Here is a 14,287-nt window from a genome sequence, read left to right on the forward strand (position 1 = left end):
TATTTCCTAATTTTGCCCTATTCGAGCATAAAGCGTGAAAAGAATCACATTCTTTGTTTTTGTTAAGTAAAGAGTGATCCCACATGCTGATAATTTTAATCAAATGCTTCAATCAAAAGCTTTAATCAAAGGACAAGGTATTCAATTCTTATCCGGCCATTGCCATGCAGGTTCATCCAAAAGATACTGTCAGAAATTGTATGCTGATAGGGTGTGATTTGGTGAGATATGGAAAGGAAAAAGACCCTGAAATCAGGGCCTTAATTAGAAAATCATGATGATTTGATGAGGTTTGGGAAGGCTCTAATCATTCCCACTCAATTGTTGCTGGTGGTTTACCGCTAATGTCATAGACTACCCGCGAAATACCAGCCACTTCATTGATGATCCTGTTCGATACACGACCCAAGAAATCATATGGCAGATGCGCCCAATGAGCGGTCATAAAGTCGATAGTTTCTACCGCACGCAGAGACACAACCCAATCATATTTACGGCCATCGCCCATAACGCCAACAGAACGAACTGGCAGGAATACGGTAAATGCCTGGCTGACTTTATGGTACAAATCCGCTTTATGCAGTTCTTCAATAAAGATAGCATCAGCGCGGCGCAGCAAGTCACAATATTCTTTCTTCACTTCACCCAATACGCGAACACCAAGGCCTGGGCCTGGGAATGGGTGACGATACAACATGTCATATGGCAGGCCCAGTTCTAAACCGATACGGCGAACTTCGTCTTTGAACAACTCTTTCAGCGGTTCAACCAGACCCAGTTTCATATCTTCTGGCAAGCCACCTACATTGTGGTGAGATTTAATAACATGAGCATTACCAGTTGCAGATGCCGCAGATTCGATAACGTCTGGGTAAATCGTACCCTGTGCCAGCCACTTAACCTGAGTTTGTTTCGAGGCTTCTTCATCAAATACATCAATAAAGGCGTGACCAATGGTTTTACGTTTAGCTTCTGGATCATCAATTCCTGCCAGTGCAGACAAGAAACGCTCTTCCGCTTTAACATGGATGATGTTCAGATCAAATTTGCCTGCAAACATCTCCATTACCTGATCCGCTTCGTTCAAACGCAGCAAGCCATTATCTACGAAAACGCAAGTCAAACGCTTACCAATCGCACGGTTCAACAGCAGTGCAGTAACAGAAGAATCCACACCACCAGACAGTGCCAGAATAACGTGATCATCACCAATCTGCACACGCAGACGTTCGACGATATCTTCGATGATAGAAGCAGGTGTCCACAGTGCTTCACATTGACAAATATTCAACACGAAACGTTTCAGAATATTCAAGCCTTGATGAGTATGAGTCACTTCTGGGTGGAATTGCACACCATAAAAACGTTTTTCATCGTTAGCCATGATAGCAAACGGACAAGTATCCGTGCTGGCAACGGTTGTGAAATCAGCTGGAATAGCCGTCACTTTATCACCATGACTCATCCATACATCCAGCAACGGCTTGCCGGCTTCGCTCAGAGCATCTTGAATATCGCGGAATAGTTCACATTCATTCTTGATTTCAACCTGCGCATAACCAAATTCACGCTCATCAGAGTTGGAAACTTGACCACCCAATTGCGTAGACATGGTTTGCATGCCATAGCAGATACCCAGCACGGGTACACCCGCATTGAAAACATATTCCGGCGCACGCGGACTATTGTGCTCAGTCGTGCTTTCTGGTCCACCAGAAAGGATAATACCATTTGGATTAAATGCACGAATTTGCTCTTCAGTGACACTCCATGTCCAAAGTTCACAATAAACACCAAGTTCACGAATGCGGCGAGCAATAAGCTGAGTATATTGCGAGCCAAAATCAAGGATCAGAATGCGATGCTGATGGATATTAGTTGTCATTTGAGTTGAGTTCCAAAAACAAGTGGCAATTAAAAAAATAAAAAAGTCAGTGGCCCGATGATGGGCCACTCTAAATAAATTACAGACCTAAACGATAGTTTGGTGATTCTTTGGTGATCGTCACGTCGTGAACGTGGCTTTCCTGAATACCTGCACCACTGATACGAACGAATTCTGCTTTAGTTCTCAGTTCATCAATAGTTGCACAACCAGTCAGCCCCATGCAGGAACGCAAACCACCCATTTGCTGGTGAACAATGCTTTTCAGCAGGCCCTTGTAAGCCACTCGGCCTTCGATACCTTCAGGAACCAGTTTGTCAGCCGCATTATCAGTCTGGAAGTAACGATCAGAAGAGCCTTTGGACATCGCGCCCAAAGAACCCATACCGCGGTAAGATTTGAATGAACGACCTTGATAAAGTTCGATTTCACCCGGAGATTCTTCGGTTCCTGCCAGCATGGAACCAACCATCACACATGATGCACCTGCGGCAATCGCTTTGGCGATATCACCAGAGAAACGGATGCCACCATCCGCAATAACAGGGATGCCAGTCCCTTCCAGTGCTTCAACCGCATCTGCAATGGCAGTAATTTGGGGAACACCAACACCGGTAACGATACGGGTCGTACAAATAGAACCAGGACCGATACCCACTTTAACCGCGTTCACACCTGCTTCCATTAACGCCTTGGCACCTTCACCCGTCGCTACGTTACCGCCGATGATTTGCAGATCAGGATATTTAGCGCGAGTCTCTCGGATACGCTGCAAAACACCTTCAGAATGGCCGTGGGAAGAGTCTATAAGCAATACATCTACACCCGCAGCAACCAATGCATCAACACGTTCTTCGTTGCCAGCACCTGCACCAACCGCAGCACCAACACGCAGACGACCTTGTTCGTCTTTACATGCGTTTGGTTTACGTTCTGCTTTCTGGAAATCTTTTACCGTAATCATGCCAAGCAAATGGAAGCTGTCATCAACTACCAGTGCTTTCTCAACACGTTGCTCGTGCATTTTCTGCAAAACAACTTCACGGGCTTCGCCTTCTTTTACTGTCACCAGACGTTCTTTAGGTGTCATTACCGCAGTCACAGGCTGATCCAAATCAGTAACGAAACGGACATCACGGCCAGTGATAATACCCACCAATTCGTTCGCTTCTGTTACCACAGGATAACCTGCAAAACCATTACGTTTCGTCAGTTCATGGACTTCACGCAGAGTCGTCTGTGGCGTTACAGTAACAGGATCAGTCACGACACCGCTTTCATGCTTCTTCACGCGGCTGACTTCTTCAGCCTGACGTTCAATCGACATATTTTTATGAATGAAGCCAACGCCCCCTTCCTGTGCCAGTGCGATTGCCAATGAGGATTCCGTCACGGTATCCATAGCTGCGGAAAGCATAGGTACGTTTAGGCGAATGGTGGAAGTTAATTGAGTGGACAGATCTGCTGTGTTAGGCAAGACTGTTGAGTGGGCAGGAACTAATAATACATCGTCAAAAGTTAATGCTTCTTTTTTAATTCGTAACATGGGCAATATCTCACCAGGCTATGGAGCAATAAGAGGGATAAAATATTGCCGCGGCATTATACAGGCCGAAATCGGTTGCCTCCAGCATTTTTTGAAAAAAATTCTTGATTAGTAATACAATGAGATTAATATCAGTCAATTAAGTCCTTGTTTTAAAATTTGATCTAGCTCACATGTCACTACCAACCAATACCGGAATTTTTTCTGTTAGCCGTCTGAATCAGACGGTTCGTCAGCTATTGGAGCTGGAGATGGGCAGAATTTGGTTATCCGCCGAAATGTCCAATTTTTCTCAGCCATCGTCAGGGCATTGGTATTTCACATTAAAAGATGAACGGGCACAAATTCGTGCCGCCATGTTTCGAAGTCACAATCTGAGGGCAACATTTCGCCCACAAAATGGTCAGCAGGTACTGGTTCGGGCGCAGATTACACTGTATGAACCTCGGGGTGACTATCAGTTGATTGTGGAAAGTATTCAACCTGCCGGAGATGGCTTGCTGCAACAGCAATTTGAAGTGTTGAAGCAAAAACTCACCGCAGAAGGCTTGTTTGATCAAATTCATAAGAAACCGCTGCCCTCTCCTGCCAAACGACTCGGTGTCATTACTTCCGCCAGCGGCGCAGCACTGCACGATATTCTGAATATCCTGAAACGCCGTGATCCTTCCTTGCCAATTGTTATTTATCCCACCGCTGTTCAGGGAACCGAAGCACCATTACAGATTATTAGGGCGATCGAATTGGCAAATACGCGGCAAGAATGTGATGTTCTGATTATCGGGCGTGGCGGAGGATCGCTGGAAGATTTATGGTGTTTCAATGATGAGCACGTTGCACGAACAATATTCCAAAGCCGTATTCCTATTGTTAGCGCTGTCGGACATGAAACTGATGTGACAATTGCGGATTTTGTCGCTGACTTACGCGCTCCAACGCCTTCTGCGGCGGCAGAATTGGTGAGCCGTAATCAGATCGAATTATTGCGGCAAATTCAATCTCTGCAACAACGTCTGGAAATGGCGATAGATTATTTCTTTGCCCAAAAACAACAGATATTTAATCTATTACAGCATCGTCTCCAGCAACAGCGTCCTGATTTGCGTTTGGCACGTCAGCAAAATCACTTAGCTGAATTACGACAAAAATTGACTGATAGCTTTTTACATTGTTTAAAACAGAACTCAATTTCATATGAGAAGTTAAATCAGCGATTGCTACAAATCCATCCTGAGCGGAAGATTCAGCGTTACAGTCAATCTATCCAACAATTTGATTTTCGTTTAAAACAGGCGATTGAACGACAGCTAGGACATTATCGGGAAAAATTTGCCGTTTCCTGTTCACGAATGGAAGCGGTTAGCCCACTGGCAACGTTAAGCCGTGGTTACAGTATTAGTGAAATATCTGACGGAAAATTGTTGAAGCAAGTTAAGCAGGTAAAAACCGGTGATATGCTGAAAACACGGTTGCAGGATGGCTGGGTTGAGAGTCAGGTGACGCAGGTTACAAAAATAAACAAGAGAAAGAAATTAAAATAGATTTCACAAAATAGCGGTGAATTTTCACCGCTACTGTTGCTCTAATTCTCCATAAGAAAATTAGAAGCGAATTTCTGCCCCCATCACGTAGGTTCGGCCGCGGGCGGTTTGGGTTTTGGTATCTTGATCTGCCATCATTGGTGATGTGTTCATGCGGTTCAATGCATCAGAATAGTTTCGATTAGTTAAGTTTTGAATAGAAAATTTAACTAAAACATTTTTATTAATTTGATAATCGGTATACAAATCAATAATCGTCGGTATCTTACCATCCTTTTTCATTTTTACTTGGTTACCATTTTCTTCATTCAATTCTATTGCAGGATCTTGGTGGTAAGATTCCCCTGTATATTTTGCAATAGCGCCAATACGCATTTTTTCATCAAATAACCGTACTCCCATATCCAGAGTAGCATAGCGCTCTGGCAATTGAGATGCAGGGCTTGTACCAAAATAAGATGCTGAGATTGAAGTTGGCTGCTGTGTTTTTTGCTGACTATATGCCAGTACACTGTAGAATATACCAGCATCATAATTCATCGAAAGTTCATAACCACGCATAGTTACTGGTGTCAGACTATTACTATAGATATACATATTAAAGTTAGGATCGACCCCAGCCCAATCTTCATTTGTCAACGTCCCATCATCTTTACAAATTCTACCTTTTGCACAAAGCAAATAAGATTCATTAAGGATATAATTTTTGATTTTAGTATGAAACATTGTAGCCTTAAGGCGGAATGAATCCCCTTCCGTGATTAGATTCGGACGGTAGCTATTAAATCCAATTTGATAAGTATCTGCTTTTTCTCCTTTCAGGAATGGATTAATAGAAGCACCTCCTTCATTGGAATAAAAAATTTCCTGAATATTGGGGGCTCGCATTGAATGGGTATAACTTATAAACGGTTGAAATTCAGGAATGATTTCTGCTGATAATAAAATACTTGGATTAAACCCACGATCTTTTAAGTTTAATTGCGCCTCGCCCTGTGGGAAACAATTTACACGTTCGTCACAGGCTGGTTTTAATCCTTTGGCACTATAATCCATGTAATGTAATCCCAGATCAGCGGTATAAATTCCCCATTCAATTTTCAATCTACTGTAAATACTGGAAATATCTTGCTTGCCATTTGGATCAAAGGCATTATTTTCCCGTTTCTGTCCGTCTTCTTTTTCATCATCCGAACTTGTATCTATTTTTTTACGATATTCAGTTCGTATCCATTTACCGCCCAGAGTAAATGCAAAATCAGTGTCAGCATAATTGAATCGGCTGGTGTTACGGATATTAATAGAATCAGATGTACTTTTTGCATCACTCTGACCCAATACTCCTATTGAACGATTTTGAAAACTCTGTTGTCCCTTGCTAGTACTAAGCATAACTTTGGTATCAACCAATTCAGTAAATGGTGTATAGTGATATTTCAAATAATAATCATAATTATCAATATGACGACGATTGAATTTATTATGGTAAAGACGACTACTTAGTTCCAAGTCATGAAATTCATTAGGTTTAATATTTAGTTTCATCAATTGAGAATTTGGTTTTTGTTTGAATGTGTCCCTAGTGCCAAATTCTTCACTACTAATACCATCAGCATTTCTATAGTGAGCTTCAATGTTATGTCCACTGACAGCGAATAAGGCACCCAAGGAACCTTCTGGGCTGAATGCCTGTGTTTTTCCTGCAAAAGCCATCATGCCACTTCGGCCAACACCATTGTTGCCATATGTCCATTTACTACGGACTCCCAGATTATTGCCCTCAAATACAACATCATCAACGCCAATGGTACGGAAATTAGCACTTCCAATTAAGGCATTGATGGAATCAGCGTCATCAGCTTGCCCACGAGAAACATCGACACGGATAATAAAATTGGGATCAATTAATGCCCCAAACTGACTATAAGGCTGTCCACCATGTGAAAGTTCACTGGGTGAAGAACCATAAAAAGTCTGGCTAACACCATCTACCATCATATTCACGCGGCCAAAACCACTCAAGCCACGGATATTAACACTGACAATCCCTTGACCTTGGCTTGCATCCATTTGGGTATAAGTGCCCGGCAAGCTACGCAGTACGCTATCCACGGACTCCAATTTATTATCTTCGCCCACAGAGCTATAAGCACCCGGTTTTTCCATTGCTTCAATCTGAGGAGCATTATTATTATCCTGAGCACCTGAAACTTTCAGGCTGCTGAATCGTATGACTTTTTCTTTTTTATTGTCATTTGTATTTTCAGCATAAGCGATCCCCTGAAGCCCAATCAGCATTGCGCTGGCTCCAGCTATTTTTGCCACAGTTTTCATTATTATTATCCTAAATTAAAAAATATTTATTGCTGCTCACATTGCTTCGCAAACTTGCGTATAAAATACCTACAACACCGATAAAAAAATTATCAGTGCTATAGGTAATAACTATATATTTTTTATTATTCTTTTAATTCTGGAAAATATGTTTTAGCGTCGTCTAACATTAATAAAAAACCATAATCAAAGGCAATATCATTCAGACGATTAAAACGGCCTGATTTTCCACCATGACCAGTATCCATATTAGTCTCTAATAATAACAAACTATCGCCTTGTTTCATTTCCCTTAATTTTGCTACCCATTTTGCCGGCTCCCAATATTGCACTTGAGAATCATGCAAACCTGTTGTAACTAACAAGTGAGGATAACGTTGATGTTTAATATTGTCATAAGGGCTGTAAGATTTAATACGGAAGTAATCTTCTTTATTATTTGGATTACCCCACTCTTCATATTCACCCGTTGTCAATGGAATGGATGCATCAAGCATAGTTGTCAAAGCATCCACAAAAGGCACTTTCGCAATTACGCCGCGGTATAATTCTGGAGCCTGGTTAATAACCGTTCCCATTAATAAACCGCCCGCACTCCCTCCTTCAGCATAAACGCGCTTGCTATCACCATAACCATCAGCAATCAGGGCCTTGGTTGCATCAATAAAATCGTGGAAGCTGTTCATCTTGTTTTCGATTTTACCTTGCAGATACCAGTTCTTGCCTAAATCACCACCACCGCGCACATGCACCAATGCATACACAAAACCACGATCCAACAAACTCAGCAGGGCTGAACTAAAATAAGGGTCCATGCTGATGCCATAAGAACCATAGCCATAAATCAGGATCGGGTTTTCACCTTGTTTGAACAGGGACTTACGGTATACCAGAGAAACCGGGACTTCTACGCCATCACGGGCTTTTACCCAAATACGCTGGCTTTCATAGTTTTCTTTGTTGAACCCTTTAACTTCCTGTTGTTTTAACAATTCTCGCTCACCCGTTTGCATATTCCATTGGAATACTGAACTTGGTGTTGTCATGGATGAGTAGCTATAGCGCAAGAAATGGGTATTTGGCTCAGGGTTATAGCTCAATGATGCCATATAAGCCGGATCATCGAATTGAACACGCTTTTCCTGCTTGGTTTTCCAATCAATCTGGCGAATTGATGACAATCCTTTTGTACGTTCCTGCACAACCAGCCAATTGTCGAACAACTCAAAATTTTCCAGATCCGTATTTTCCTGTGGGGCAATCACGGTTTCCCACGGTTTATTAATGGTATCTGTCCGATACAGACCAAACAATGGGCTTTCATGATTAGAACGAATGTAGAATTGCCCACGGAAGTGGTCTAAATCATATTCACGCCCCGCTTCACGAGCAGAAAAAACCTGCGGTTCTGATTGTGGATTGTTGGCATCAATCAGTCGATACTCTGAACTCGAATAACTAGAACTCGAAATCAAAATGTAATTAAGCGAAGTACTTTCCGAAATTGACAGATAGAAACGCTCATCTTCTTCTTGATAGATCTTTTGATCCTGCTTGCTATCAGTTCCATATTGATGGCGGAATAGCTGATAAGGCAGTAACGTTTGTGGATCTCTGTGCACATAAAACAGCGTCTCGCCATCATTTGCCCACAAAATATTGCCGGAAGTGTTTTCTATGACATTATTCTGCCAGTTGGCATCATTGAAATTTTTAAATGAGATTTTGTAGTTACGGCGCCCTTGGATATCTTCCGCTACGGCAAAACGCTTGTTATCCAAGGTAACTGCAAACCCACCCAATTGATAAAACTTATGGCCTTTTGCCCGCTCGTTACCGTCAACCATTACCTGCCAATCGGTTGAATTATCGGCTGGCTTGCGCTGATAGATCGGGAAATCTTTTCCTGCCTCATAAACGGTACGATAAATATACCCATTATAGGTATAAGGAACTGACTGATCTTCTTTACTCATTCTATCAGCCATTTCTTGATAAAGGGTTTCACGCAATTCCTGACCCGATTTTAGCATCTGCTCGGTATACTGATTTTCAGCCGTTAAGTAATCAATAACGTTTTTATCCTGACGGTTATCATCTCGTAGCCAGTAATAGTTATCAATACGGACATCCCCGTGGGTTTCCATTGTATGTGGCTGTTTTGTGGCCATAGGTGGCACCATATTTTCCTCCATTGCGGTAGTAGCAAAACTGTAACCGAATAAACTATAACCGAGCAAACCACCACCGAGCAAAAAACCAAGCATCACTCTATTACCGCGCATAACCTTACTGCACGCTGTCTTTTTTTTATTCTGTGACATGCCATCAGTCCTGTATTTTTATTGAGATAAATAAAAATCTATCGGCAGTTCAACCGTGATCCTGCCATTAGTTAAAATGACGTCGGGTGGCTTAGGTAAAGGCTGTGACCTTTCCAGCACCATCCTTGCTTCCCTGTCTAGTGAGTTAGTTCCTGAACGTCGCGTTAATTCACTATCAAGCACGGCTCCCAATGGGTTAACCGTAAATTTCACCATCGGACGCCCTGTCCGTTTTCTTCTCTGGGCATCTTCTGGATATTTTTTATAACGATTCAAATGTCCGGTAACCTCTGCCTGCCAAACCGCTTTGGCATCAGCAATGGCATCAGAATTACTTTCATAGGATGCAGCAGTACGAACCGTCACGTTATTAGCCGTCGCACTACTTGTGGTTGGTGCGGAACTACTGCGGGATTTTTCACTTTCTTGCTCTTCTGCTTTCACTTGCTTAACAGGCTGTGTTCTCTTCGGAGCATCTTGTTCTTTCTTTTTTTTCTTCTGCTTATCCACCAAAAGCAGAGCATTTTCATTTATATCCAATTTTGGCATGTTAATTTCGTCAACTTTGCTTTCCTGCTGCTTACTGACGACAGATAGCTGCTGCTCAATGCCAATTGGCTGTTTTGGGATTGTATGTATTGCTTCTGTCTGCGCTGACAGCTCCACCATTACCGCTGGCGGAGGAAGAAGTTCCTCGATATCCACATCCTTGGGTTTGTAGATCAGCCATCCTACGAACAAGACATGAAGTGTGATCGCAACGAGAAAGGATTTTGTCACATGACTAGTGTGAGCATTTTGATACGTGGTATACGTCAACATCTCTATAGCACATTATGTCAATAATAAATTGATATGAATGATAATCAATTCAATATATAAATGAAAACTATTTTTATTTATTAATAATTCACATCCTTGTGATACTTACCATTATTTGGTTACATTTTCGTTCACTTTTGGCGTAAACCAGACGAAATCGGCATATTCGTTATTTAATGAAACCCCTTTTTCCGCAATAACAAATACGACCACTTTTTCATTTGGCGCTATTTTTTTCACATGCTGAGGAACACCCATCGCTTTTACCGCGTGATATTCTCCAGCAAATAGCAAAGCAGGTGATGGTGCTTTAATTAACTGTTCTGCCATTCGCTGATCACGCATCTGCTGGATTTTGCTCATAGCAGAAAGATGTAGTTCATCTATATTTCCACCATGAGAATTTTTGATGGTTGCATCAATGAGTTTTTTAACATCATCAGAAACCAGTGAAGTTCTATCTCCAGCCCTGTAATTCTTGTACGCTTGATCGATCTCACTGCGATCTAAGTTTGCCGCTAACAATGGGTAAGGCGCTCTCATCAGTTCCATAACCAAATCGCCATACCATTTCCACGGCCACCCCTGATTCCATGCTAGTAAGTTCTGGATTCGTTCACTCCTGACAATCGGATTCCCCTGCAACCAGCTTTTCACTTTATTCACTTTTTCTTGCTGGTTCGGGTTAATCATTTCTAGTAATACGGAGCCATGAGGACGTTTTTGCCCGAGTTGTTGAACTAACCATAACTCGATTTGGTGATGGTAAGGATTATCATGTTTTTCACCAACAACAATGCGAGGATAGGTTGCCAATTGCTCAAGCAGTTCATCGGGTGTTATCGCCTTCCCTGTTTTCATATCAAGTAGCGCACCGGATTGCATTAATTCGCCAGGAAGGACTTGAAGTGCTACTTGTGAGGTATTCTGAGCATCATTTGGTGCTGCGGCACAACCACCAAGTAACAGAGAACAGGCTAAAAAAGTCGATTTTATGCTGGGAGATGTTTTCATTCTTAATCATTATAAAAAGAAAAATTGCCCGCATATTATAGATAATGAGAATTATTTACAAATAAAATACCCTGTTAAGCATAGACTTAGCAGGGTAGATCACAATTTTATCCCGATCTCACAGCGAAATCGGGACAATGGACAGAGATGTTTAAAGAGGGTGGGTTTGTGCTTCAACAGCCGCCAATGCCACCATATTCACGATACGGCGTACAGAAGCGATCGGTGTCAGAATATGAACAGGCTTCGCAACACCCATCAGGACTGGGCCAACGGTTACACCATCTGAACTGGTCACACGCAGCAAGTTATAACTGATACGAGCGGCTTCCATATTTGGCATGATCAACAAATTCGCTGAGCCTTTCAGTGGGCTGTCCGGCATGATATCACGGCGAATGCTTTCCATCAGGGCGGCATCACCGTGCATTTCACCGTCAATCTCAAGTGATGGTGCCATTTGCTGAACCAATTCCAGTGTCTTACGCATTTTTCGGGCAGATTCACAATCGACAGAACCAAAACTTGAGCGTGACAATAGAGCGACTTTAGGTTCAATTCCGAAACGACGAACAGTTTCAGCCGCCATCAGCGTGATTTCTGCCAACTCTTCTGGGCTTGGATCTTCATTGACATAAGTATCGGCAATAAAAGTATTCCCCATTGGCAACATCAAAGCATTCATGGCACCTGCGGTATGTACCCCTTGACGGAAACCAAAGACATCTTTCACAACTTGGTAATGTTCGTTATAGCTGCCAACCGTGCCACAAATCAGGCCATCCGCTTCACCACGCTGTACCATGATTGCACCTATCAACGTAGGATTACCAATCAATGCGCGACGGGCCTGCTCCTGAGAAACACCACGGCGCTTCATCATTTGATAATATTCTTGCCAATATTCTTTGAAACGCGGGTCATTCTCGTTGTTCACGACTTCGAAATCTTTACCGGCTTCAATATGCAGACCCTGCTTTTTAATCCGCATTTCAATAACGCTAGGACGACCAATCAGGATAGGGAATGCCAGCCCCAAGGAGACAAGTTCTTGCGTGGCATGCAGAACACGAATATCTTCCCCTTCGGCCAATACAATACGTTTCTTCTCTTTTTTAGCTTGGGAGAAGATGGGTTTCATAAATAGATTGGTCTTATAGACAAACTCACTGAGTTTCTCAATATATGCCCCGAAATCGGTAATAGGCCGGGTTGCCACACCTGATTCCATTGCAGCTTTCGCTACAGCCGGTGCAATTTTTACAATCAAGCGAGGATCAAACGGTTTCGGAATAATATAATCCGGGCCAAAAAACAGGTCTTGATCACCATAGGCAGAAGCAACTTCCTGACTTTGTTCGGCCAGTGCAAGATCAGCAATGGCGCGCACACAGGCAAGTTTCATTTCTTCATTGATGGTTGTTGCCCCGACATCCAATGCACCGCGGAAGATGAATGGGAAGCAGAGAACATTATTCACCTGATTAGGGAAATCAGAACGGCCAGTACAAATAATTGCATCAGGGCGCACTGCTTTTGCCAGTGGTGGCAAGATTTCCGGCTCTGGGTTGGCCAATGCCATAATCAGAGGACTTTTTGCCATGGTTTTCACCATATCTTGTGTCAGTACTCCCGGCCCAGAACAGCCGAGGAAAATGTCAGCATCAGGGATCACATCTGCCAGTGTACGGCTGCCATTATCCTCAATGGCATAATCCGCCTTGGTTTTCTCCATGTTCTCTTCGCGGCCACGATAAATAACCCCTTTTGAGTCGCAGACAACAATATTTTCACGTTTTAGGCCCAGTGCTACCAGTAAGTTCATACAGGCAATCGAGGCAGCCCCAGCCCCTGATACAACCATACGTACTTTACCAATATCTTTGTCAACAACCCGCAAACCATTCAATACTGCGGCGGTACAGATAATTGCCGTGCCATGTTGGTCATCGTGGAATACAGGAATTTTCATGCGCTCACGAAGTTTCTGCTCAATGTAGAAACACTCTGGTGCCTTGATATCTTCGAGGTTGATACCACCGAAAGTAGGTTCCATGGCCGCGATGATATCAATCAATTTATCAGGATTGGATTCATCTACTTCGATATCAAAAACATCAATGCCAGAGAATTTTTTGAACAAAACCCCCTTACCTTCCATAACAGGTTTACCAGCTAATGCACCAATATTTCCCAACCCTAAAACAGCACTACCGTTGGAAATAACCGCAACAAGATTGCCACGCGCAGTATATTTATAGGCCGCCAAAGGATCTTTTGCTATTTCAAGACAAGGTGCAGCAACACCCGGTGAGTACGCTAATGCCAAATCACGTTGCGTTGTCAGTGGCTTGGTTGGTGTAACGGTAATTTTTCCAGGTTGTGGAAACTCATGAAAATCAAGAGCACTTTGTTTTAATTTTTCATCCATTATCGGATCCTTTACGCATCATGTCTTAGTGAAGATTTGCTCAGTATAATAGTTACGGAAGGTTAAATCATGATGCCAACAGCATTTTGTTCATAACCTGCAAAATCAAGGCACAAAAAACAAACAAAGAATGACGTCATGTTGATCAATATTATATAGATATTATCTTAACGATACCTATAGAGAGGTATTTTATCACCAATAAATAACCTGATAAATTAATTAAACTTGTATTTAAGAATTAATATTTAAAATAAGTTTACAAAAACAAAACTTAATCTATAAAATATTCACTCAAATTTATTTGGAAAATTATCAGCAATTAAGGAAACGCATTTTCTTATGAAAATGAATTTATTTCATCCGAATGGTTAAACCTGTTTGCGATAT

Annotated in this window: 8 protein-coding genes; 1 reads left to right on the plus strand and 7 read right to left on the minus strand. The window is 42.3% G+C overall.

Annotation, left to right across the window (positions count from 1 at the left end):
• Positions 1-307 precede the first annotated feature (307 nt).
• On the minus strand, positions 308-1,885 hold the full coding sequence (gene guaA / locus PSI14_RS01265) for a glutamine-hydrolyzing GMP synthase (RefSeq protein ID WP_273574027.1): 1,578 nt from the start codon (positions 1,883-1,885) through the stop codon (positions 308-310).
• A 79-nt stretch (positions 1,886-1,964) separates the two neighbouring features.
• Positions 1,965-3,431 (minus strand): IMP dehydrogenase, encoded by a 1,467-nt coding sequence (gene guaB / locus PSI14_RS01270; protein WP_273556159.1) that lies wholly within the window; start codon positions 3,429-3,431, stop codon positions 1,965-1,967.
• A gap of 173 nt (positions 3,432-3,604) precedes the next feature.
• Here guaB and xseA point away from each other — a divergent pair, with 173 nt between their 5' ends.
• Positions 3,605-4,972 carry an exodeoxyribonuclease VII large subunit gene (gene xseA, locus PSI14_RS01275; RefSeq protein WP_273574028.1) on the plus strand — a complete coding sequence of 456 codons (1,368 nt, stop codon included), beginning with the start codon at positions 3,605-3,607 and terminating at the stop codon, positions 4,970-4,972.
• A gap of 60 nt (positions 4,973-5,032) precedes the next feature.
• Here xseA and PSI14_RS01280 read toward each other — a convergent pair whose 3' ends face one another.
• From PSI14_RS01280 to maeB, 5 genes are all read right to left on the minus strand, one after another.
• Positions 5,033-7,306: a TonB-dependent receptor domain-containing protein gene (locus tag PSI14_RS01280; RefSeq protein WP_273574029.1), complete on the minus strand. Its 2,274-nt coding sequence runs from the start codon at positions 7,304-7,306 to the stop codon at positions 5,033-5,035.
• Positions 7,307-7,431: 125 nt separating this feature from the next.
• Positions 7,432-9,489 carry a S9 family peptidase gene (locus PSI14_RS01285; RefSeq protein WP_273574100.1) on the minus strand — a complete coding sequence of 686 codons (2,058 nt, stop codon included), beginning with the start codon at positions 9,487-9,489 and terminating at the stop codon, positions 7,432-7,434.
• A gap of 159 nt (positions 9,490-9,648) precedes the next feature.
• Positions 9,649-10,452, minus strand: a complete 804-nt coding sequence (tolA, locus tag PSI14_RS01290) for a cell envelope integrity protein TolA (protein ID WP_273574030.1) — start codon at positions 10,450-10,452, stop codon at positions 9,649-9,651.
• Positions 10,453-10,563: 111 nt separating this feature from the next.
• A complete protein-coding gene (locus tag PSI14_RS01295; RefSeq protein ID WP_273574031.1) occupies positions 10,564-11,466 on the minus strand; it encodes a ChaN family lipoprotein in 903 nt (300 codons plus the stop codon).
• Positions 11,467-11,617: 151 nt separating this feature from the next.
• Positions 11,618-13,897, minus strand: a complete 2,280-nt coding sequence (gene maeB / locus PSI14_RS01300; RefSeq protein ID WP_273574032.1) for an NADP-dependent oxaloacetate-decarboxylating malate dehydrogenase — start codon at positions 13,895-13,897, stop codon at positions 11,618-11,620.
• Between the last annotated feature and the right edge of the window lie 390 nt (positions 13,898-14,287).

Source organism: Xenorhabdus anantnagensis (assembly GCF_028598555.1).
In the GTDB taxonomy this organism is placed as follows: Bacteria; Pseudomonadota; Gammaproteobacteria; order Enterobacterales; family Enterobacteriaceae; genus Xenorhabdus; species Xenorhabdus anantnagensis.

Bases quoted from the DNA above. Each gene is read 5' to 3' on its own strand.
- guaA (WP_273574027.1), bottom strand. From the start codon at position 1,885: ATGACAACTAATATCCATCAGCATCGCATTCTGATCCTTGATTTTGGC.
- guaB (WP_273556159.1), bottom strand. From the start codon at position 3,431: ATGTTACGAATTAAAAAAGAAGCATTAACTTTTGACGATGTATTATTA.
- xseA (WP_273574028.1), top strand. From the start codon at position 3,605: ATGTCACTACCAACCAATACCGGAATTTTTTCTGTTAGCCGTCTGAAT.
- PSI14_RS01280 (WP_273574029.1), bottom strand. From the start codon at position 7,306: ATGAAAACTGTGGCAAAAATAGCTGGAGCCAGCGCAATGCTGATTGGG.
- PSI14_RS01285 (WP_273574100.1), bottom strand. From the start codon at position 9,489: ATGGTGCCACCTATGGCCACAAAACAGCCACATACAATGGAAACCCAC.
- tolA (WP_273574030.1), bottom strand. From the start codon at position 10,452: ATGTTGACGTATACCACGTATCAAAATGCTCACACTAGTCATGTGACA.
- PSI14_RS01295 (WP_273574031.1), bottom strand. From the start codon at position 11,466: ATGAAAACATCTCCCAGCATAAAATCGACTTTTTTAGCCTGTTCTCTG.
- maeB (WP_273574032.1), bottom strand. From the start codon at position 13,897: ATGGATGAAAAATTAAAACAAAGTGCTCTTGATTTTCATGAGTTTCCA.